The organism is Sphingomonas sp. UV9 (genome assembly GCF_004101245.1).
Lineage (GTDB): Bacteria > Pseudomonadota > Alphaproteobacteria > Sphingomonadales > Sphingomonadaceae > Sphingomonas.
On the sequence record NZ_SCIN01000002.1, the window covers coordinates 474,476 to 496,305 of the forward strand.

General features: G+C 66.6%; 19 protein-coding genes, 1 tRNA gene and 1 pseudogene. 10 read left to right on the top strand and 11 right to left on the bottom strand.

Going from position 1 to position 21,830, the window contains the following annotated elements:
• Nucleotides 1-56: 56 nt before the first annotated feature.
• Nucleotides 57-1,721 (bottom strand): DNA repair protein RecN, encoded by a 1,665-nt coding sequence (gene recN / locus EQZ23_RS08575; protein WP_128454035.1) that lies wholly within the window; start codon nt 1,719-1,721, stop codon nt 57-59.
• A 90-nt stretch (nt 1,722-1,811) separates the two neighbouring features.
• Nucleotides 1,812-2,756: an outer membrane protein assembly factor BamD gene (locus EQZ23_RS08580; protein WP_128454036.1), complete on the bottom strand. Its 945-nt coding sequence runs from the start codon at nt 2,754-2,756 to the stop codon at nt 1,812-1,814.
• Between the two features lie 136 nt (nt 2,757-2,892).
• On the opposite strand from EQZ23_RS08580, the gene EQZ23_RS08585 reads away from it, so the two are divergent.
• The gene (locus EQZ23_RS08585; protein WP_128454037.1) at nt 2,893-3,717 is read left to right on the top strand and encodes a class I mannose-6-phosphate isomerase; all 825 of its coding nucleotides are present in this window, start codon (nt 2,893-2,895) and stop codon (nt 3,715-3,717) included.
• A 302-nt stretch (nt 3,718-4,019) separates the two neighbouring features.
• Nucleotides 4,020-5,204: a glycosyltransferase gene (locus EQZ23_RS08590; RefSeq protein WP_128454038.1), complete on the top strand. Its 1,185-nt coding sequence runs from the start codon at nt 4,020-4,022 to the stop codon at nt 5,202-5,204.
• On the opposite strand, the gene EQZ23_RS08595 is transcribed toward EQZ23_RS08590, so the two are convergent.
• From EQZ23_RS08595 to yajC, 4 genes are read right to left on the bottom strand one after another with little or no spacing between them, the layout of a single operon-like run.
• Nucleotides 5,186-5,554, bottom strand: a complete 369-nt coding sequence (locus tag EQZ23_RS08595) for an MTH938/NDUFAF3 family protein (RefSeq protein WP_128454693.1) — start codon at nt 5,552-5,554, stop codon at nt 5,186-5,188. The two genes, EQZ23_RS08590 and EQZ23_RS08595, sit on opposite strands and share 19 nt — an antisense overlap.
• Nucleotides 5,555-5,556: 2 nt before the next feature.
• A complete protein-coding gene (secF, locus tag EQZ23_RS08600) occupies nt 5,557-6,531 on the bottom strand; it encodes a protein translocase subunit SecF (RefSeq protein ID WP_128454039.1) in 975 nt (324 codons plus the stop codon).
• Nucleotides 6,532-6,545: 14 nt separating this feature from the next.
• Nucleotides 6,546-8,150 (bottom strand): protein translocase subunit SecD, encoded by a 1,605-nt coding sequence (gene secD / locus EQZ23_RS08605; RefSeq protein WP_128454040.1) that lies wholly within the window; start codon nt 8,148-8,150, stop codon nt 6,546-6,548.
• Complete coding sequence (yajC, locus tag EQZ23_RS08610; protein ID WP_128454041.1) at nt 8,150-8,491, bottom strand: preprotein translocase subunit YajC; 342 nt, start codon at nt 8,489-8,491, stop codon at nt 8,150-8,152. The genes secD and yajC overlap by 1 nt, the downstream gene beginning before the upstream one ends.
• A gap of 308 nt (nt 8,492-8,799) precedes the next feature.
• Here yajC and EQZ23_RS08615 point away from each other — a divergent pair.
• Nucleotides 8,800-8,876: transfer RNA gene (locus tag EQZ23_RS08615), tRNA-Pro, on the top strand.
• A 303-nt stretch (nt 8,877-9,179) separates the two neighbouring features.
• On the opposite strand, the gene EQZ23_RS08620 is transcribed toward EQZ23_RS08615, so the two are convergent.
• A complete protein-coding gene (locus EQZ23_RS08620; protein WP_128454042.1) occupies nt 9,180-11,462 on the bottom strand; it encodes an NADP-dependent malic enzyme in 2,283 nt (760 codons plus the stop codon).
• Nucleotides 11,463-12,005: 543 nt separating this feature from the next.
• Between EQZ23_RS08620 and EQZ23_RS08625 the strand changes: the two genes are divergently transcribed.
• From EQZ23_RS08625 to EQZ23_RS08645, 5 genes and pseudogenes are all read left to right on the top strand, one after another.
• Entirely contained in the window at nt 12,006-12,542 is a 537-nt protein-coding gene (locus EQZ23_RS08625) for an N-acetylmuramidase (protein ID WP_128454043.1), read from the top strand.
• Nucleotides 12,543-12,651: 109 nt separating this feature from the next.
• Nucleotides 12,652-12,879 (top strand): annotated as a pseudogene (locus EQZ23_RS08630) (3TM-type holin); the annotation flags it as partial.
• Between the two features lie 189 nt (nt 12,880-13,068).
• The gene (hslV, locus tag EQZ23_RS08635; RefSeq protein ID WP_128454694.1) at nt 13,069-13,611 is read left to right on the top strand and encodes an ATP-dependent protease subunit HslV; all 543 of its coding nucleotides are present in this window, start codon (nt 13,069-13,071) and stop codon (nt 13,609-13,611) included.
• Between the two features lie 130 nt (nt 13,612-13,741).
• Nucleotides 13,742-15,037, top strand: a complete 1,296-nt coding sequence (gene hslU / locus EQZ23_RS08640; protein ID WP_128454045.1) for an ATP-dependent protease ATPase subunit HslU — start codon at nt 13,742-13,744, stop codon at nt 15,035-15,037.
• Nucleotides 15,038-15,138: 101 nt separating this feature from the next.
• A complete protein-coding gene (locus EQZ23_RS08645; RefSeq protein ID WP_128454046.1) occupies nt 15,139-15,804 on the top strand; it encodes a nitroreductase in 666 nt (221 codons plus the stop codon).
• 148 nt (nt 15,805-15,952) lie between these two features.
• On the opposite strand, the gene EQZ23_RS08650 is transcribed toward EQZ23_RS08645, so the two are convergent.
• From EQZ23_RS08650 to EQZ23_RS08665, 4 genes are all read right to left on the bottom strand, one after another.
• Nucleotides 15,953-16,219 carry a hypothetical protein gene (locus EQZ23_RS08650; RefSeq protein WP_128454047.1) on the bottom strand — a complete coding sequence of 89 codons (267 nt, stop codon included), beginning with the start codon at nt 16,217-16,219 and terminating at the stop codon, nt 15,953-15,955.
• Nucleotides 16,220-16,273: 54 nt separating this feature from the next.
• Nucleotides 16,274-17,707: a DEAD/DEAH box helicase gene (locus tag EQZ23_RS08655; protein WP_128454048.1), complete on the bottom strand. Its 1,434-nt coding sequence runs from the start codon at nt 17,705-17,707 to the stop codon at nt 16,274-16,276.
• Nucleotides 17,708-17,932: 225 nt separating this feature from the next.
• On the bottom strand, nt 17,933-18,661 hold the full coding sequence (locus EQZ23_RS08660) for a Crp/Fnr family transcriptional regulator (RefSeq protein ID WP_128454695.1): 729 nt from the start codon (nt 18,659-18,661) through the stop codon (nt 17,933-17,935).
• Nucleotides 18,662-18,856: 195 nt separating this feature from the next.
• A complete protein-coding gene (locus tag EQZ23_RS08665) occupies nt 18,857-19,099 on the bottom strand; it encodes a hypothetical protein (protein WP_128454049.1) in 243 nt (80 codons plus the stop codon).
• 150 nt (nt 19,100-19,249) lie between these two features.
• On the opposite strand from EQZ23_RS08665, the gene EQZ23_RS08670 reads away from it, so the two are divergent.
• Both EQZ23_RS08670 and EQZ23_RS08675 read left to right on the top strand, forming a co-directional pair.
• Nucleotides 19,250-20,278, top strand: a complete 1,029-nt coding sequence (locus tag EQZ23_RS08670; RefSeq protein WP_128454050.1) for a fumarylacetoacetate hydrolase family protein — start codon at nt 19,250-19,252, stop codon at nt 20,276-20,278.
• Nucleotides 20,279-20,505: 227 nt separating this feature from the next.
• Complete coding sequence (locus EQZ23_RS08675) at nt 20,506-21,795, top strand: thiamine pyrophosphate-dependent enzyme (protein ID WP_128454697.1); 1,290 nt, start codon at nt 20,506-20,508, stop codon at nt 21,793-21,795.
• Nucleotides 21,796-21,830: the final 35 nt, after the last annotated feature.

Here is a 21,830-nt window from a genome sequence, read left to right on the forward strand (position 1 = left end):
CCGCCTCCGCGGGGGAGCAGGAAAGCCGAGCAGGCCGGCTCCAGCCTAGCCCAACCTCAAGCCCTCTCCAGCAACCGTTCCGCCTGCGCGCGCGCCTCATCCGTAATCTGCGCCCCCGACAGCATCCGGGCGATCTCCTCGCGCCGCTCGTCCTCGGACAAGGCCCGCACGCCGGTCCGCGTGACCGTCCCGTCGCTGCTCTTGGCGATCAGCAAATGCTTGGCACCACGCGCCGCGACCTGCGGACTGTGCGTCACCACCAGCAGCTGCGTACTCAGCGCCAGTCGCGCCAAGCGCTCGCCGATCGCGCTGGCCACCGCGCCGCCGACGCCGCGGTCGATCTCGTCGAACACCATCGTCGACGCACCGCCCTCTTCCGCCAGCGCGACCTTCAGCGCGAGGATGAACCGCGACAATTCGCCGCCCGACGCGATCTTGGTCAGCGCCGCGAACGGCGCCCCCGGATTGGTCGAGATCTCGAACTCGACACGGTCCTTGCCCGCCGCCGACCAGCCCTCTTCGCCAAGCGCCGCGACGACGGTCTGGAACCGCGCCGCATCCAGCTTCAACGGCGCCAGCTCGCCGGCGACCGCCACATCGAGCCGCTTCGCCGCTGCCAACCGCCGCTTCGTCAAGGCATCGGCGGCAACATCAAACGCCTTGCGCGCAGACGCCACCCGCGCCTCGATCACCGCGATCCCGCCTTCGCCCGCATCCAGCCGCTCCAGCCGCGCGCGCATCTCGTCCGCCAGCGCCGCCAGATCGTCGGGCTGCACGCGGTGTTTGCGCGCCATCGCCCGAAGCTCGAACAGCCGCGCCTCGTCATCCTCCAGCGCCCGCGGATCATACGCCATCTCGGCGCGCGCATCGCGCAGGCTCTCTTCCGCCACCGACGCCTCGATCACCGCACGGTCGACCGCCGCCAGCGCATTGCCCAGCGCCTCGTGATCCTCCGCGATCCGCTCCAGCACGCGCGCCGCCTGGCGCAGCTTCGCCATGCCGCCGTCCTTGCCCTCGAGGAAATCGTCGATCGCCGCCAGGTCGTCGGCGATCTTCTCTGCGCGCTGCATCGACCGCCGCGTGTCCGCCAGCGTCTCCTCCTCGCCCGCGACCGGCGCCAGCGCGGTCAGCTCGGCGACCGTATGCTCGAGCCATTCGCGATCCCGCGCCGCCGTCTCGATATCCGCACGCGCTGCGGCAAGCTCCGCCTCGGCCGCACGAAATCCCGCATAGGCCTTGCCCGTAGCCCCCGGCTCGGTCCGTCCGAAGATGTCGAGCAGCGCGCGGTGACCCCGCGCATTCAGCAGCCCGCGCTCGTCATGCTGGCCGTGGATCTCGACGAGATGCGGCGCCATCTCGCGCAGCAGTCCCGCCGACGCCGGCTGGTCGTTGACGAACCCGCGACTGCCGCCATCCGCCTTGACGATGCGCTTCACGATCAACGGCTCGCCGCGCTCGATCTCCAGCCCGTTCTCGTCGAACAACAGCGCGAGAGGAGATTCGGGGGCAGGGGCATCGAACGTCGCGGTCACGACGGCTTGTGCCGCGCCATGCCGCACCAGCCCGCTATCGCCGCGTCCACCGAGCGCCAGCCCCAGCGCGTCAAGCAGGATCGACTTGCCCGCGCCAGTTTCGCCGGTGAGCACGCCGAGCCCTCCGCCGAATCCCAGATCCAGCGCTTCGATCAGCACCACGTCGCGAATGGAAAGTTCGGTCAGCATAGTAAGCCCGCCTTAGACGAACGGGCGCGCAATGCGATCCCCCTATGTTCCAACCCGACGACCCGCCGCCCTATGGTCCGACGACGCGCGTCAGCTTCCGGTGTTGGACGGCTGCCCAGCCGACCGTGGTGCGGGCGCGCGTTGTGCCGGGCCGGTCGGGGTCGAACCCGGCTCGTCCAGCTCGACCATCACCGACGGCGTACCCTTGGTCCCCACCGGCACCACCTGCTCGCCCGGCTTAAGCGGCGGCACGGCCGGAACCTGGTTCTTCTTCAGCAGGTCGTACGCATGCTGATACCAGTCGGTCCCGGGGTAATTGCGCCCCAGCACCGCGCCGGCCTTCTCGGCTTCGACGGGAACGCCGAGCGCCAGATACGTCTCGGTCAGCCGCATCAGCGCCTCGGGCGTGTGCGTGGTCTGCTGGAACTTGTCGATCACGGTGCGGAAGCGGCCGTTCGCCGCCAGCCACTGGCCGCGCGTCTCGTAGAAGCGCCCGATCTCCATCTCCTTGCCGGCGAGATGGTCGTTGACCAGATCGATCTTCAGCCGTGCATCCGACGCGTAGCGCGTGTTCGGATAGCGGCGCATCAGCTCGCCGAGCGAATCGAGTGCCTGACGCGTAATCTTCTGGTCGCGCGTCACGTCGGTGATCTGCTCGTAATAGCCGAGCGCGATCAGGTAATAGGCGTAAGGCGCATCGCGATTACCCGGATGCACCGCCAGGAAGCGCTGCGCCGAGCTGATCGACGCGGTGTAGTCCTTGGCGAGATAATAGCTGAACGCCGACATGATCTGCGCGCGGCGGGCCCAGATCGAATAGGGATGCTGGCGCTCGACCTCGTCGAACAGCTGGGCTGCTTCCTTGTAGCGTCCCTGGTCGAGCCGCTGCTTCGCCGTCGAATACAGCGTACCCACGTCGCGTGCGACATAGGGCAGATCGCCCTTGGACGCGCGACCGCTCGCACAACCGGCCATGGGGAGCGCAAGCGCGGCGATGAGCGTGACCGCGAGGGCACGAGACTGGGGGATACGCATTGGCGTTGTCCTTAGCGTATGCGGGGGTTGGCGAACAATCCCTTTCGCCAAACGCCGCATGGGGGTTCACGGGAGGCGGATCGCACGGCAAGGGTGGTGCGTTGCGAACATGCCCTTTCAGTCCGAGGATCATCCCATGCCGGCCACCCTGTTGCAGACCCACCGCGTCGAAAAGCCCTGGGGTCGCGACACGCTTTGGCCCGGGTTCGACGATCCCGCGCCCGGCTCGCCGCCGATCGGCGAGGTCTGGTTCCAGGAGCCCGGCAACACCACGCCCGACCTGCTGATCAAATACCTGTTCACGAGCGAGAAACTGTCGGTGCAGGTTCATCCGAACGACGAGCAGGCGCACGAGCGTGGCCTGCCGCGCGGCAAGGACGAATGCTGGACGATCCTGGCGGCCGAACCCGATTCAACGATCGCGGTAGGCACCAAGGAGCCGATCTCGAAGGACGTGTTGCGCCAATCGGCGATCGACGGCACGATCGAGGACAAGCTCGATTGGAAGCCGGTCAAGCCGGGTGATTTCATGTACTGCGCCTCGGATACGATTCACGCGATTGGCGGCGGCGTGACGGTGATCGAGGTTCAGCAGAACTCCGAGACGACCTATCGCCTCTACGACTACGGCAGCGACCGCGAACTCCACTTGAAGGACGGAATCGAGGTAGCCGATCCCACCCCGTACGTGCCGGTCGCGCCGCCGATCGAGATCGAGACGGGCCGCACGATCATGGTCGAGGGACCGAAGTTCGTGCTCGAACGCTGGAAAGGCGGCGACCACGTCGTCAACCTGCCCGAGGGCACGACCGGCTGGGTGATCCCGGTCACCGGCTCGGGCGATGTCGCCGGCGTGGCGTTCAAGGCTGGCGAATGCGCGACGATGACTGGCAGCGAGACGGTGTCGACCAGCGCCGACGCCGACGTGCTGTTCGCGTATCCGGGTGCCAAGCGCATCTGAGGGCACGCGCCCAAGTTTATCGCCCCGCCGCTTAATGTTCTCCCGCGAAGGCGGGAGCCAAGTCTGGGTCCCCGCCTTCGCGGGGAAACAAATTGGGTAGGCGATCCCTTGCCAAACATTGGCACCACCCCGGCGAAGGCCGGGGCCCAGTTGGGAAGGTGGCAGTTGGTTGCTGCCGACCCACGTCATAGTCGTCCCCCAACTGGGCCCCGGGTGCCGCCGGGGAGGCGCAAGCTGAATGGCTCCCGTTTCCCAAACCCACAAAACGCACCCCGTTAACCCCGACGCGCTATACCCAACCCATGCTACGCGTCCTGACCCTTTCCAGCCTGTTCCCCGACTCCACCCGCCCGAACTTCGGCGGCTTCGTCGAGCGCCAGACCTTGGGACTCGCCGCGCATCCTGACGTGGACCTGAAGGTCGTCGCTCCGATCGGCCTTCCGCCCGGACCCCTTGGCCGCTTCCGTCATTACGCGCCCCTCGCAACACTCCCCCGCCGCGAAAGCTGGAAGGGCGTCGACGTTCACCGCCCCCGCTTCACCGCGCTTCCGTTCACCCAGGGCCGCTACCACGCCGCCGCGCTGGAACGCGCGCTTGTGCCGCTGCTTGATACTCTCCGCGAAACCTTCGCCTTCGACGTGATCGACGCATCGTTCTTCTTCCCCGAAGGCCCCGCCGCAGTCGCACTGGGCAAGCGCTACGACGTGCCCGTCTCGATCAAGGCGCGCGGCTCGGACATCCACCACTGGGGCGAGGCGCCCGTCACCGCAGCGCAGGTCCGCAAAGCAGGGCAGGGCGCCGCGGGTGTGCTCGCCGTCAGCCAGGCAATGAAAGCCGACATGGTTGCGCTCGGCATGCCGGCCGAGCGGATCACCGTCCATCATACCGGTGTCGACCAAGACCGTTTCCGCCCCGCCGACGACCGTGCCGCGGCCAAGGCCAAGCTCGGCGTGCACGGTCCGCTGGTCATCGCCATTGGCGGGCTCCTGCCGCGCAAGGGCCACGACATCGTCATCGAGGCCGTCGCGGCATTACCCGGGGTTACCCTCCTGATCGCCGGGCATGGACCCGCGCGCGCCAGCCTCGAATCGTTGATCGCCCGGCTCGGCGTCGGCGACCGCATCCGTCTGTTGGGCGCGGTGCCGCACGCCGAATTGCCGCAATTGATCGCCGCCGCCGATGTTGGCGCGCTGGCTTCCAGTTCGGAAGGACTCGCCAACGTCTGGGTGGAGTCGCTGGCCTGCGGTACGCCGATCGTCATCACCAATGCCGGTGGCGCATGCGAGGTCGTGACCGCACCCGATGCCGGCCGCGTGACGATCGGCGATCCGCTGGCGTTCGCGGCCGCGATCGGCGACCTGCTGGCGGACCCGCCGCCCCCCAACGCGACGCGGGCGATGGCCGCTGGATTCACCTGGGAGAGAAATACTGCGACGCTCTACGCGCATCTGGCGGCGCTAGTCGCGGATCACCCTTCGAGAGGGTAGAGCGCCGCCACGATCCAGCGACCTTCGCCGCGCAGCACCGCCCAGGCGCGCGCGGCGGCACGGCTGTCCATCGCCTCGATCCCGAACCCGCGCGCCTCGACTGCGCGCTTGAACGCGAGGGGAGGCTGGCGCAGCGCCGAACCCGTACCCAGCAACAGGAACTCCGGTGGCGGATCGAGCGCGAGCAATGCTGCGACGTCCGCCTCACCCAGCGCCTGGAACGCCGGCGGAGCCCAGCCGTCCGCGCGCTCAGGGCTGATCGCCAGCGCCGTGTAATAGCCGTCGTCGACCTTGAACCCACCGCGACCGATGGCCGAGATCATCGGCCCATCGGTCTTCTCGCGGTCCATCCTCAACGCTCGACCTTCGGACCCACCCGCTCGGCGCCGTCCTGAACGCCGCCCTTGCGCGGTGCAGGATCGGCGCGCAGCCCCAGCGTTATCAGCAGCGACGACGACACGTAGATCGACGAGTAGGTTCCGACGACAATGCCCAGGATCATCGCCGCAGTGAACCCGCGCAGCACATGCCCGCCCAGCACCAGCATCGCGACCAGCGCCAGCAGGATCGTCACCGACGTCATCACCGTGCGCGGCAGCGTCTCGTTCACCGACAGGTCGATGATCTCGCGCATGTCCATCTTCCGGTACCGGCGCATATTCTCGCGGATACGATCGTCGATCACGATCTTGTCGTTGATCGAGTACGAGATGATCGTCAGCACCGCCGCGACGATGTTCAGGTCGACCTCGAAATAATCCCGCATCAGCGCGAAGAAGCCGAGCGTCATCAACAGATCGTGGACGATCGCGACGACGGTCGAGACGCCGAACTGCCACTCGAACCGGACCACGGCGAACAAGGCGATGCCGAGGATCGCAAGCCCGACGGCCAGCAAGCCCTTGGTGATCAGTTCGTCCGAAACCTTGCCCGAGATCGTGTCATATTTCGAAAACGTCGAGCCCGGGAATTTCGCCACGATGTCGTCCGACACCTTCTTCACCAATCGGTTGGTTGCACCTTCGTCGCCGCTTTCTGGCAATGGCAGTCGGATCGACAGCGTCCTGGGATCACTGAACGACTGGATCGACGCCTCCCCGACGCCAAGCCGATCGACCTCGGTCCGGACCGCTTCGATCGAAGGCGCCGTCGCGAAGTTCTGTTCGATCAGCACGCCGCCGACGAAATCGACGCCCATGTTCAAGCCGCGGAATGCGACAAGGCCGACCGCGAGAAGCGAGAGGATCAAAGTCAGCCCGAACGCCCATTTGCGGAGCGAAACGAACTTCAGGTTCGTGTTGTCGGGTACGAGTTTCAGCAGGCGCATGGTTGTCTCCCGCCTCAAATATTGATCGTGGTGGGGCGGTTCTTCCGCAGCCACAAGGCGACCATCATCCGGGTGAACGTGACGGCGGTGAACACCGACGTGCAGATCCCAATCAGCAACACGACCGCGAACCCCTTTACGGGGCCCGAGCCCAGCAGCAGCATGATCACGCCGGTGATGGCGTGGGTCACGTTCGCCTCGAAGATCGTCCGCGACGCTTCCTTGTAGCCGAGCTCGACCGATTGGACGACGCTACGTCCGCGTCGCCGCTCTTCGCGAATACGCTCGTTGATCAGCACGTTGGCGTCCACCGCGGTCCCGATCGTCAGCACGAAGCCGGCGATACCGGGCAAGGTCAGCGTCGCGTTCAGCATCGCCATGACGGCGACGATGACCAGGATGTTGATGACCACCGCGAGGTTCGCATACAGGCCGAACCGGCCGTAGGTGACGAACATGAACACGATCACGAGCAGCGCGGCGACGATCGATGCCAGCACGCCGGCGCGGATCGAATCCTTGCCGAGGTCGGGGCTGACGGTGCTCTCTGCGATCGTCTTCAGATTGACCGGCAGCTTGCCCGACCGCAGCGAGATCGCCAGCGCGTTCGCCGACTCGACGGTGAAGTTGCCCGAGATCGACGCGCGACCGCCAAGGATCGGCTCGTTGATGTTCGGCGCGGAGATCACCGAATTGTCGAGGATGATCGCGAACGGCTTGTTGGTATTCTCGGTCGTGACCTTGGCGAAGCGCCGACCGCCGACCGCGTCGAACGTGATCGCAACCTGCGGCGCATTGGTCTGCGGCTCGAACTCCTGGCGCGCATCGGCGAGCTGATCGCCCGAGATGATGACCGAGCGCTTCACCGCGATGAACGGAATGCCCTGCGGATTGCCCGGATACGGCAGCACCTGGCTACCGATCGGCGCAATGCCCTTGGCGAGGTCGGCCGGGTTCGCGGTCTCATCGACCAGCTTGAACTCGAGCTTGGCGGTCTTGCCGATCAGCTCCTTCAACGCCTGCGGGTTTTTCAGGCCCGGTACCTGAACCACGATCCGCGTCGCGCCCTGGCGGATGATCGTCGGCTCCTTGGTGCCGAGCGCGTCGATACGACGACGCACGACTTCGGTCGCGTCCTTCATCGCCGTGTCGATCGCCTGCGTCAGGCCGGCCTGGGTCGGCTTGAGCACGAACCGGCTCGTGTCGACGACGTTGATGTCCCACTCGCGCTGGCCGCTCATGCCCGCGCCACCACCGGTGATCGCCAGCAGGCGCTCGCGCGCCGCGTCGACCTGCGACGGATCGCGCAGCAGGAAGGTCAACTGGCCGCCGCGCGTCGAAATGTCACCGATCTCGATCCGCGGCGTGCCGTTGCGCATCGTCCCCGCCACGCTGTCGCTCATCGCCTCGATCCGCGTTGCGGCAAGGTCGGCGGTATCCGCCTCGAGCAGCAGATAGCTGCCGCCGGCGAGATCCAGCCCGAGATTGATGTGCGGATGGGGAATACTGCCCCATTTGCTCGTGGTGCTCTCGGGGAGGAAACTCGGGATCGCCAGCAGGCAGAGTGCCGCCAGCAACGCGATGATCGACCCGACCTTCCAGCGCGGAAAATCCAACATCAGTCGTTGGCCGGTTTCGTGTTCGGGCTGGTGATGTCGGTCAGCGTCGCCTTGACGACGCGCACGCGCACGTTCGGTGCGATCTCGACCTCGACGACATTATCCTCGACCTTGGTCACCTTGCCGAGAATCCCGCCGGCGGTCACGACGCTGTCGTTCTTCTTCACCGCGGCGACCGACGCCTGCAACGCCTTCATCCGCTTTTGCTGCGGGCGGATCATCAGGAAGTAGAACACGACGAACACGAGGAAGAGCGGCGCGAGGCTCAGGAACGAGGCGATCCCGCCCCCGGCCGTCGTGGCGCCGTCTGCGGCCTGGGCGTATGCTGGTGAGATGAACATCGAGTTCCGTATCTGCTGCGCCGTCGCTGGCTGAAGGCCAAGTCCGGCTTGAAGGATGGGTCGGGCCGGACGTCGCGCGTCGCGCCCGCATTGGTCCGCCCGCTATCATCGCTTGGAACCTCGCGCAACAGATCGCCACAGGATGAGACGTGGGAGTCATGCGACCGAGTACGTCTGATTGCGCCGCCGATATCGCCGCCGATATCGCCACCGCGTTCGGGGCCGTGTTCGCCGCCGTGTTCGGGCTTGCATCCGGCGCGCGCGCCGCGTAGTGCGCCCCCCTCGGGTCGCCTTGCGGCTCGTTCGGTCGGAGCGTAGCGCAGCCTGGTAGCGCACCACACTGGGGGTGTGGGGGTCGCAGGTTCGAATCCTGTCGCTCCGACCATTTTCTTACAGCGATGGAAGACGGCGTGTGCTGTCCTTCTTGTTCTCCCGCGAAGGCGGGAGCCCAGGATCACGGACGCTATAGTCTGCGGCTCTGAACTCCCGCCGCGGGGGAACTGAATCGGGGTCGGCGTGAGCCCGTTACGCCATCCCGACGAAACATCGTCGTCCCCGCGGACGCGGGGACCCATAAGCTCTGACGTTGCGGCAATACTGCGAGCTTTGCCAGTATGGATCCCCGCCTGCGCGGGGATGACGGAATCAGGGGAGGGGGCTACTATCCCGTATCGGTCCCCAGCCCCCCTTACGCCGTCTCGCTAACCGTCGCCGCATGCCCCACCGCGATCGCGCTTAAGTTCACGATCCCGCGCGCGGTCACGCTTGGCACCATCATCTGGAGCGGTTTCGCCAGCCCCAGCAGCATCGGCCCGAGCGGCGCCGACTCGGTCGATGCCGACAGCAGCGACACCGCGATGTTCGCCGCGTCGATGTTCGGCATCACCAGCAGGTTGGCCGAGCCCGTCAACGGGCTGTCGTTCACCAGCCGCCGCCGCAACGCCTCCGACAGCGCGGCATCGCCGTGCATCTCGCCGTCGAACTCGAACCCCGGCGCCATCTCCTTGAGCAACGCGTGCCCCGCGCGCATCTTCTGCGCCGACGGCGATCGCGACGCGCCGAAGCTCGAATGCGACAGCAGCGCCGCCTTCGGCTCGATCGCGAACGCGCGCACCGCTTCTGCCGCCAGCATCGTCATCTCGGCGATCTGCTCGGCGGTCGGGTCGACCGTCACATGCGTGTCGCAGAAGAACAGGCTGCCGGTCTGCAGGATCACCGCCGACATCGCATACAGCCGCGACACGCCCGGCATCCGCGGCAGCAGTGGCATGACGTACGTCATCTGCGTCCACCAGTCGCCGATGCCGCCGCACAAGGCTGCATCGACGCGGCCCTCGCGCAGCAGCATCGCCGCCGCCACGCTAGGCCGCGTCCGCAGCGCCCGCTCGGCGCTGTCGGGCGGCGTACCGCGGCGGCCGACCAGCGCGCTGTACCCGGCGAGCAACGGGTCGAACACTTCGCGGTCGGTGCCCGGATCGAGCACCTCGACATCGTTACCGATCGTCATCCGCAGCCCGCTGGCCTCGATCCGCTGGCCGATCACGTCGCGTCGCCCGATCAGCACGGGCCGGCCGATCCCCTCGTCGATCACCGTCTGCACCGCGCGCAGCGTCCGCGGGTCCTCGCCCTCGCCATACGCGATCGAGCGCCCGGCCTGCTTGGCGCGCGCGAACACCGGGCGCATCAACTGGCCCGATCGGTACACGAACACCTCGAGGTCGCGCAGATAGGCGTCGAAATCCTCGATCGGCCGCGTCGCCACGCCCGAGTCCATCGCCGCTTTGGCGACGGCGGGCGCGACATGCAGGATCAGCCGCGGATCGAACGGCTTGGGGATGATGTAGGTCGGCCCGAACACCGGCGTCGCGCCGCCGTACGCGCTGACCACGACATCCGACGCGGTCGCGCGCGCCAGCGCCGCGATCGCATCGACCGCCGCGACCTTCATCGCCTCGTTGATCTCGGTCGCGCCGACGTCGAGCGCGCCGCGGAAGATGAACGGGAAGCACAGCACGTTGTTGACCTGGTTCGGGAAATCCGAACGACCGGTCGCGATGATCGCATCGGGCCGCGTCGCATGCACCAGCGCCGGCTGGATCTCCGGCTCGGGGTTCGCGAGCGCGAGGATCAGCGGATCGGGCGCCAGCAGATGCAGCCATTCCTGCTTCAGCACACGCGGCGCCGACAGCCCGAGGAAGATGTCCGCCCCCTCCAGCACGTCCGGCAAGGTCCGCGCATTGGTCGTGCGGGCATAGCGCGCCATGTTCGGCGGCATGTTCTCGTCACGGCCGGCATGCACGACGCCGCCGATATCGGTCAGCGTGACGTTCTCGGGATTGAGCCCCATCGACACCAGCAGGTCGACCGTCGCCAGCGCCGCCGCGCCCGCGCCCGACGTCACCAGCTTCATCTGGTCCAGTCGCTTGCCGCGCAGTTCGAGCACGTTGCGGACCGCCGCGGCACACACGATCGCGGTGCCGTGCTGGTCGTCGTGGAACACCGGGATGTTCATCAGCGCGCGCAGCTTCGTCTCGATCTCGAAACACTCGGGCGCCTTGATGTCCTCGAGGTTGATCCCGCCGAACGTCGGCTCCAGCACGCGCACCGCGTCGATGAACGCCTGCGGATCGAGCTGGTCGATCTCGATGTCGAAGCAGTCGATCCCGGCGAATTTCTTGAAGAGCACCGCCTTGCCCTCCATCACCGGCTTCGACGCGAGCGCGCCGATCGCACCGAGCCCGAGCACCGCGGTGCCGTTGGTGATGACCGCGACGAGGTTGCCGCGCGCGGTATAGTCGCGCGCCTTGTCCGGATCCGCGGCGATTTCCTCGCACGCGGCGGCAACGCCCGGCGAATAGGCGAGCGCCAGATCGCGCTGCGTCGCCATCCGCTTGGTCGCCTCGACCGAGAGCTTCCCCGGCTTTGGATAGCGGTGATAATCGAGCGCGGCTTTGCGGAAATCGTCTTCCATGGTCTTCCTAACCTGTCGGCCGCGGCGGCGACCGGGTGGGCGCGCGGGCAAAGCTCGCGGCGAATGTTCAGGGGAGCGCATAGCCCTAGGCGTACCGATCCGCCAACCCCGCGCAGACGTAGCGTCCGCGTGGCCGCCAGCTGGTGCCATCGTGACTTCGCACCACAGCACCTCCCCGGCGAAGGCCGGGGCCCAGTTGGAACGTCCGACGTAACGACGCGCTGCCCTCCGTTGGCGACGTCCCCCAACTGGACCCCGGCCTCCGCCGGGGAGGTGGAGAAGGTGGGGGAGGGGTGAGGGGCCCGCCCCATAAATCCACCCCGGCGAAGGCCGGGGCCCAATTGGCAAGGCCAATGCAACGACGCGCAGTCCTCCGTTCGCGAAGTCCCCCAATTGGGCCCCGGCCTTCGCCGGGGTGGTGCGGCGGGGCGGGATCGGGCCCCACTACCCACGGTGGCGCAGTGGCGCGCACTCCAAGAATCCCCTGTCCTACAACGAACCAATATGGTTCGCTCGCTCTCTGAACCGGGCGGGAGCACCACCATGACCATCGACACCCTGATCGACACCGTCATCGACCGCGAAGGCGGCTACACCAACCACCCCGCGGACCGAGGCGGCCCCACCCGCTATGGCATCACGCAAGGCGTTGCCCGCGCCAACGGCTACGCCGACGACATGCGCGCCTTCCCCCGCGAACAGGCCGAAGACATCTACCGCCGCCTCTACTGGACCCGCCCGGGCTTCGACCAGATCGCTACCCGAGCCCCCAGGATCGCCGCAGAACTCTTCGACACCGGCGTCAACATGGGCCCCGCCGTCGCCGCCGCCTTCCTCCAGCGCGCGCTCAACGCGCTCAACCGCGGCGCCACCGATTATCCCGACATGACCCTCGACGGCCGCATCGGCCCCGCCACGCTCACCGCGCTCGACGCGTTCCTCGCCCGCCGCAAACCGGGCGGCGAAACGGTCCTGCTAAAGGCGATCGAGGCGCTCCAAGGCGAACGCTACGTCGCGCTCGCCGAGACCCGTCCCGGCAACGAGGCCTTCCTCTACGGCTGGCTCGCGAACCGCACCTGACGCGCGAACCGAAATGCTCCCAGCGTCTGCACTTTCTATACTTCACTCTGCCCGGAGATCGCGCATGACCCCGCAACCCCCTGATTTCGCCCATGATCCCGCCCCGACCGACGCTTGGGTCACCCGAGCTCGCCCGACCTTCCTCTACGTCATGTACACGCTGTTGCTCGGCGCGATCCCGGCGGGCCTGATCGCCGCGGTCCGCCCGCAGACGGCGCAGGCGATCGCCGCGGGCATGTCCGCCTATCTCAACGCGATCCCCGAACCGCTCTACGCGCTCTTCGGCACGGGCTATCTCGGCTACACGGTGGCGCGGGAATGGGGGAAGGGGCGGTGAGCCCCAAACCTTCTCCGTCATTCCCGCGGAGGCGGGAACCCATATTGGCTGACCTCGGCGATGACGCGACACGGTCGCCAGTCTGGATCCCCGCCTGCGCGGGGATGACACAGGACGGGAAGCGGGCAGAGGCGTTGCACCCCCGAAACCGCACCCTACATCGCTGGCATGAGCAACGATCCCCACGCCATGCCGGTCTGGCACGGCACCACCATCCTCTCGGTCCGGCGCGGCGGCAAGGTCGTCGTCATCGGTGACGGCCAGGTCTCGATGGGCCAGACCGTCATGAAACCCAATGCGCGCAAGGTCCGCCGCCTCGGTGACGGCAGCGTCATCGGCGGGTTCGCCGGCGCCACCGCCGACGCCTTCACGCTGTTCGAACGTCTCGAACGCAAGCTGGAGGCGCATCAGGGCCAGCTCCTGCGTGCCGCAGTCGAGCTCGCCAAGGACTGGCGCACCGACAAGTTCCTGCGCAACCTCGAGGCGATGATGATCGTCGCCGACAAGGACGTGACGCTGATTCTCACCGGCAACGGCGACGTGCTCGAACCCGAAAACGGCGTCGCCGCGATCGGCTCCGGCGGCAACTACGCTTTGGCGGCCGCCCGCGCGCTCGTCGAATACGAGACCGACGCTGAAGTCCTCTGCCGCAAGGCGATGGGTATCGCGTCCGAACTCTGCGTCTACACCAACGACCGCCTCACGGTGGAGACGATGGACAGCACGACCTGATCCCTTCTCCCCCTCCCGCAAGCGGGAGGGGGCAGGGGGTGGGCGCCCGCTCACCTCCAGCGCTACCGTTCGAGGGAAGCGCGAGCCCACCCCCAGCCCCTCCCGCCTGCGGGAGGGGAGCGAGAGAACCATGAACGACCAGCTCACCCCCAAGGCAATCGTCGCCGCCCTCGACGCCCACATCATCGGCCAGGCCGCCGCGAAACGCGCGGTCGCGGTCGCGATGCGCAACCGCTGGCGCCGCCAGCAGCTCGACGAAGACCTTCGCGACGAGGTCACGCCCAAGAACATTCTGATGATCGGACCGACCGGCTGCGGCAAGACCGAGATCAGCCGTCGTCTGGCCAAGCTCGCCGACGCCCCGTTCGTGAAGGTCGAGGCGACCAAGTTCACCGAGGTCGGCTATGTCGGCCGCGACGTCGAACAGATCGCCCGCGACCTCGTCGAGGAAGCGATCCGGCTCGAAAAGGAACGCCGCCGCATCGCGGTCAAGGACAAGGCCGAGGAGGCGGCGATGGCTCGCCTGCTCGACGCGCTGGTCGGCAAGGATTCGAGCACCGCGACGCGCGAAAGCTTCAAGCAGCGGTTTCTCGACGGGCATCTGAACAGCGCCGAGGTCGAGATCGAGGTCGAGCAGACGCCGACCACGCCGTTCGAGATCCCCGGCGGCGCGCCGCAGATGATCAATCTCGGCGAGATGATGAAGTCGTTCGGCGGCGGTCAGCAGCTCAAGCGCCGCAAGCTCACCGTCACCGCGGCGTGGGACAAGCTCGTCGAGGAAGAGGCCGACAAGCGTCTCGACCAGGACGAGGTCAGCCGCGTCGCACTCGCCGATGCGGAGGCCAACGGCATCGTCTTCCTCGACGAGATCGACAAGATCGCGGTCGCCGACGGCCGCGGCGGCTCGATCAGCCGCGAGGGCGTCCAGCGCGACCTGCTCCCGCTGATCGAGGGCACGACGGTCGCCACGAAGTACGGCCCGATGAAGACCGACCACATCCTCTTCATCGCGTCGGGCGCGTTCCACGTCGCAAAACCCAGCGACCTGCTCCCCGAATTGCAGGGCCGCCTGCCGATCCGCGTCGAGTTGAAGGGCCTCACCGAGGCCGATTTCGTCGCGATCCTGTCGGACACCAAGGCGTCGCTGCCGCTCCAGTACAAGGCGCTGATTGCCACCGAAGGCGTCGGCATCGAGTTCACCGAAGACGGCATCGCCGCGATCGCGCGCATCGCCGCCGAGGTGAATGCGGAGATCGAGAATATCGGCGCGCGCCGCCTGCAGACGGTGATGGAAAAGCTGCTCGAGGAAGTAAGCTACAACGCGGAGGACCGCGGCGGCTCGAACGTCGTGATCGACGGCGCGTACGTCGACAGCCAGCTCAAGGAAATCGCCCGCAACACCGACCTGAGCCGCTTCGTGCTCTAACCGTTTTCCTGCGAACGCAGGAATCCAGGGTAACAAAGCGCAAGGCTCGTAACCCTGGGCTCCTGCGTGCGCAGGAGAACAAAATAGAAGAGGGGGAAATCATGGACGTGACCGAAGCCATCGCCGCGCGCCGCTCCGTTCGGGGCTTCCTCGACACCCCGGTCGACCCGGCGCTCCTCCGCAACCTCGCCCTGAAAGCCGCCCGAGCAGCAACCGGCGGCAACCTCCAACCCTGGCACATCGCCATCGTCCACGGCGAACCCCTGGCCCGCCTCAAGGCGACAATGACCGAAAAGATCGCCACCGGCGCGACCGAAACCCCGGCCTACGACATCTACCCGAAAGACCTCACCGCCCCCTACAAAGACCGCCGGTTCGCGGTCGGCGAAGCGATGTACGCCCACATCGGCATCTCCCGCGACGACAAGGCCGCCCGCCGCGACTGGTTCGCCCGAAACTTCGCGTTTTTCGGCGCGCCCGCGGCCTATTTCTGCACGGTCGACAAGCGCATGGGCCCGCCGCAATGGTCGGACCTCGGCATGTACCTTCAAAACCTGATGCTGCTCGCAGTCGAGGCGGGACTCGCCACCTGCCCGCAGGAATGCTGGGCGATGTATCCGGACACCGTCGGCGCGGCGATCAGGATACCCGAAGACCGGATGCTCTTCTGCGGCATGGCGATCGGCTATGAGGACAAGAATGCCCCCGCCAACGCTCTGCGCACCGAGCGCGCGGATGAGGTGGAATGGCTGACGGCGATCGGCTAATTTAAGCCCTCACCATAAACCCGAAAACGCCACCCCAGCGAAGGCCGGGGAGGTGTGTGCGTTATGAGCGTTCACTCAAACGCCAAGCTTGTTCACCCGCGAAGGCGGGTGCCCAGACTGGGTCCCCGCCTTCGCGGGGAAACAATATTTATAGAACCACCGTCTGCGGCTTCGCGCCCCTGATCCCCGCAAGGATCATCGCTTCCCACACCGCCGGATCGCCCGCCGCCGCCATCGCCTTGTCAGGCTCGCGCAACGTCTTCAGCACCGCCAGCGCGTCAGGCAGGTAATCCGGCCACGCATCGTCGATCAGCCGAGACGCCGATTCGGCATCGCCGCCGGCGTTGCAACTGATCCGCTGCCCGGCCAGCACGCGTGCGACGCGCTCGGCAACGGGGGTAGTCGAAACGTCCATGATCGCTCTCCTCGCGGGTCAGCGTACAGCAAACCCGCGAGGCGAACGAGAGGCTTAGCGCGCCGGACCCGACCCTGCGCCACGTGCCGGACCCCGGCCACCGCCACCGGCCGGACGACCGCCGCCAGCCGGACGACCACCGCCCTGGCCACCGGGACGACCACCACCCTGGGGGCGACCGCCGCCGCCACTTTGGCCGCCACGGCTCGCACCCGCATAGTTGCGACCGTTGTTCCCCGTCGGATTGGCCGAATGCGTTGCGCGCGGACGTGCCGGATCGCGCGGACGGTCGATCCGGACTTCGGGGTCGGCACCCATCGTCTTGACGCGCGTCTGCTTGATCTGGTTCGACAGGTTGACGAAATCGGCCGGCAGCGGCTGGACCGTCACCTTCTGGCGGGTGATCCGCTCGATATCGCGCAGGTACGACTTCTCGTCATCCGCGCAGAACGCGACGGCGATGCCGCTGGCGCCCGCACGCGCGGTACGACCGATGCGGTGGACATATTGCTCGGCGACGTTGGGCAGTTCGAAGTTGATGACGTGCGAAACGCCCGAGACGTCGATGCCGCGCGCGGCGATGTCGGTCGCGATCAGGACCTTGACCTTGCCCTGCTTGAACTCGCCCAGTGCCCGCTCGCGCTGGCCCTGGCTCTTGTTGCCGTGGATCGCGTTGCTGGCGATGCCGTTGCCGGCCAGCAGCTTCACGACGCGGTCGGCGCCATGCTTGGTGCGCGTGAACACGAGCGCGCGGTCGATCGCCGGATCGGCCAGCGTGATCGTCAACAGCGCCTGCTTCTCCGACTGGTTGCAGAAGGTGACATACTGGTCGACGCGCTCGGCGGTCGTCGCGGCCGGCTTCACCGACACGGTCTTCGGGTCGAGCAGGAACTGGCTGGCCAGCTCGCGGATCGCGACCGGCATCGTCGCCGAGAAGAACAGCGTCTGGCGCTTCTTCGGCAGCATGCGGACGATCTTCTTCAGCGCGTGGATGAAGCCCAGGTCCATCATCTGGTCGGCTTCGTCGAGCACGAGGATCTCGATCATCGACAGGTTGCAGAAGCCCTGCTCGATCAGATCGATCAGGCGGCCCGGCGTGGCGACGAGGATGTCGACGCCGCGGCTGAGGTCCTGGCGGTTCTTGTTGATGCTGGTGCCGCCGAACACGGTGGTCACCGACATCTTGCTGAACTGGCCGTAGGCGCGCGCGCTGTCGGCGATCTGGCTGGCGAGTTCGCGCGTCGGTGCGAGCACCAACATGCGGCAATGCGTCGGCAGGACGCGCTTCTGGTTTTCGGTCAGACGCTGGATCGAGGGGAGCACGAACGCGGCGGTCTTGCCGGTGCCGGTCTGCGCGATGCCGAGCAGATCGCCGCCCTCGAGCAGGATCGGGATCGACTGTGCCTGGATCGGAGTCGGCTCGGTATAGCCCTTGGCTTCGAGCGCACGGACGAGCGGCTCGGCCAGGCCGAGGTTTGCAAATGACATGAATGGTCTCTCAATAGATGCCGGGCTCGCGAATCCACACAAGGACGCGCGAGGGGCGGTGGTGTTTTGACACCCCGCGTGAAAAGGGAAGCCCGTTGGAAACGACCGAGGCGGAGCCAAGACCTGTAAAGGTCCAATCACGCTGCATTACGCTTCGATGAGCGCCATCTGGCGTATCGCCGTCGAAAAGTCAACCTGAAGCAAGGTTCGGGACTCGTGGCGGGGTCAGCCGCGGATCTGGCTGAGGTGCAGATAGCGCTCGTTGAATTCCGCCGCGTCGCGCAGCCCGGGCCAGTCGACCACGCTGACCTGACGCTTTTTCCGCGCGATCAGCCCATCGGTCTCGAGCGATTTCAGCACGCGGTTGACATGCACCGGGGTCAGCCCGAGCGCGTCGCCAAGCTGTTCCTGCGTCATCGGCAACTCATAGGCCATCCCGCCGACCAGCGCCGAACTCCTGAATCGCACGGAGAATTCGCACAGCAGATGCGCCAGCCGGCTCCGCGCATTGCGCCGCCCGATGTTCAGCAGCCACTCGCGGTGGATCGACGCCTCGACCAGCGCATCGATCCACAGCGCCTGACCCGCCGTCGGGCATGATTCGACGAACAGGCGCAGCGCCGGAATTGGTACCTCGGCCAGCGTCAGGCGGGTCAGCGCCTGGATATCGTGATCGGATTCGTCGAGGAACAAATTCTGCAGATCGACGAATTCGCCGGGCATCAGGATCGACACGATCTCGCGCTCGCCATTGGGCGTCAGCTTCTGGCGATAGGCGAGGCCGTCGAGGATGAACGCGCACCGCACCGGGCGCTGACCCTCGCGCAGCATGTAGGTCGACGCGTCGATCGTCCGTACCTTGAACGGCAAGGCGGCAATCTGCGCGCGGTCTTCCGCCCGCAGCTTCATCCGCGACTCGAACTTTCGTATAACCTGTTCAGTCACGGCGGACATATCCACGTGCACTCTCCGCATCCAGGGCAGGAGCACTCGTTTCTCGCTGTCGCCCTCTCTGGGATAGCGCGTCGTTGCGTCGCGCACCTTATCCCAGGATTGAACGGACTGACAAAACCCATGTTATGAAAGATTGTTGAACGACCGATCGTTTCCGATCGCCTGCCGACCCGCATTATCCGCGGTCGCACCGGCTCATGCGTGCGGTCGGGCAGGCTCCTCGATCGTGACGACGGTAGTGAGCAGCACATGCCCCTGACCGTCTCGGACCGCGACGCGAAAGCGCGTACCATCGCGCACGATCGCTGGATGTTCGCTCAGGTAATCACCCGCGAAGATCACCGCCTGGACGCGGGCTTCCTCGTCGTTGGCCAGATCGGTGCCGTCGTCGTCGCTGACATGTTTGTGATCGTCGATGTCGAAGAAGTATCTGGGCATGCTCGACTTCCTCAACCGCTACGCACGCCCGGTATAACAGGCCGGAAATCGCCCCGCTCTTACCAAAATCAGTTTTGTCGTGTGCGGCGTGCTCGACTTGAACCGCGCGGCGGGCGTAGAATGCCTGCAAACACAAAGAGGATCCGCTGCATGAAACTGGCCAGCCTGAAGCATCCCGACGCCATCAAGGGCCGAGAGCGCGGACGAGACGGCAAGCTCGTCGTCGTCTCGAACGATCTCGCCTGGTACGCCGATGCGAGCCATATTGCGCCGACCTTGCAGGCCGCGCTCGACGACTGGGACCGCGTGTCGCTCGACCTGAAGAACCTGTCGACCGATCTCGAGCACGAGATGATCCCGATGCGGCGGTTCCACGAGCATGACGCCGAGTCGCCGCTGCCGCGGGCGTATCAATGGGCCGACGGTTCCGCCTATGTGAATCACGTCGCGCTGGTCCGCCAGGCACGCGCGGCGGAGATGCCCGACAGCTTCTGGCACGATCCGCTCATGTACCAGGGCGGCTCGGACGGATTCCTCGGGCCCCGCGATCCGATCGCACTCGGCGACGAGGCCTGGGGCTGCGACATGGAGGGCGAGGTCGTCGTCGTCACCGGCGACGTGCCGATGGGCGCGACCCGTGACGAGGCATTGGCGGCGATCCTGCTCGTCGGCCTCACCAACGACGTCAGCTTACGCAACCTGATCCCCGGCGAACTCGGCAAGGGCTTCGGCTTCTTCCAGTCCAAGCCAGCCAGCGCGTTCTCGCCCGTCTTCGTCACGCCCGATTCGCTCGGCGACTGGTGGCAGGGTGGCAAGCTGCACCGCAAGCTGATGGTCGATCTCAACGGCCAGCCGCTCGGCCGCGCCGAGGCCGGCGAGGACATGACGTTCGATTTCGGCACGCTGGTCGCGCACGCCGCCAAGACGCGCAAGCTCGGCGCGGGTACGATCGTCGGTTCGGGCACCGTCTCGAACCGCGGTCCCGACGGCGGCCCGGGCAAATCGATCGCCGAAGGCGGCGTCGGCTATTCCTGCCTCGCCGAAGTCCGCACGATCGAGACGATCACCGGTGGCAAACCCGTCACGCCGTTCCTCAAGAAAGGCGACGTCGTCCGCATCTGGGCCGAGGACGACAAGCACCACCCGATCTTCGGCGTGATCGAACAGACCGTCGAGTAAGGTCGGCCTGTGCCCCATCCTTGTTTCCCCGCGCAGGCGGGTGCCCAGACTGGGTTCCCGCCTTCGCGGGAGAACAAGGATGTGGCGGAGCGGTTGATGTAGGTGTCTGAGTTAGGCTGAAAAACTGGCCCGCTCGAAAATACCCTCGCAATCGCCGTTGAAATTTAATAACAAGCTTCGGTAAGAGTGTTCCGCGGTCACAGCGGCCTCATGGAGATGGAATGACGATGGCAAGCGAGAATCCGCGCGCCAATTTGCAGCCGCTTACGCTGCATATCCCGGAGCCGAAGTTCCGCCCCGGCGACGCGGTGGACTTCGCCGAAGTCGATGTGCCGCCCGCGGGCGAAGCGCGCCGCCCCGACACCGCGGACAAGGCGTCCGACTTCATCGATCTCGCCTACACGCTGGTCCGCGTGCTCGACGACGACGGCAACGCGGTCGGCCCCTGGGACCCCAAGCTTTCGCCCGACGTGCTGCGCCGCATGTTGCGCAGCATGGCGCTGCTCCGCGCGTTCGATGAACGCATGTTCCGCGCGCAGCGTCAGGGCAAGACCAGCTTCTATATGAAGGCGCTCGGCGAGGAGGCGGTCGCGGTCGCCGCGGCCTATGCGCTCGATTACGAGGACATGTGCTTCCCCTCGTACCGCCAGCAGGGCCTGCTGATCGCGCGGGGCTGGAGCCTCGTCGACATGATGAACCAGATCTATTCGAACACGGCCGACAGGCTTGGCGGCAAGCAGCTGCCGATCATGTATTCGGTCAAGGAAGCCGGCTTCTTCTCGATCTCCGGCAACCTCACCACGCAATATCCGCAAGCCGTCGGCTGGGCGATGGCGTCCGCCGCCAAGGGCGACACGCGGATCGCCGCAACGTGGTGCGGCGAGGGCTCGACCGCGGAGGGCGACTTCCATTCGGCCTGCACCTTTGCGGCGGTCTACCGCGCGCCGGTGATCTTCAACGTCGTCAACAACCAGTGGGCGATCTCGAGCTTCTCCGGGTTCGCCGGCGCCGAGGCGACGACCTTCGCCGCGCGCGCGGTCGGCTACGGCATCGCCGGCCTGCGCGTCGATGGTAACGATGCGCTCGCAGTCTACGCCGCGACCGAATGGGCCGCCGAACGCGCGCGGACCAACCAGGGCCCGACGCTGATCGAGCACTTCACCTACCGCGCGGAAGGCCATTCGACGTCGGACGATCCCGGCCAGTACCGCAGCGAGGGCGAGCCCAATGCCTGGCCGCTCGGCGACCCGATCAAGCGCCTCAAGGACCACCTGATCGCGATCGGTGAATGGGACGACGAGCGGCACGCCGCGCAGGACAAGGAGCTCGCCGAGCAGGTCAAGGCCGCGCAGAAGGAAGCCGAGAAGAACGGCATCCTCGGCCACGGCCTGCACCAGCCGCTCGAGTCGCTGTTCGACGGCGTGTTCGAGGAACTGCCGTGGCATCTGAAGGAGCAGCGCCAGCAGATGCTCGACGAGGAATCCGCGAGCGGCCGCCCCTGGGACCACAAGGCATGAGCGACATGATCGAAGCACCCGGCTCCGAAGCAGCG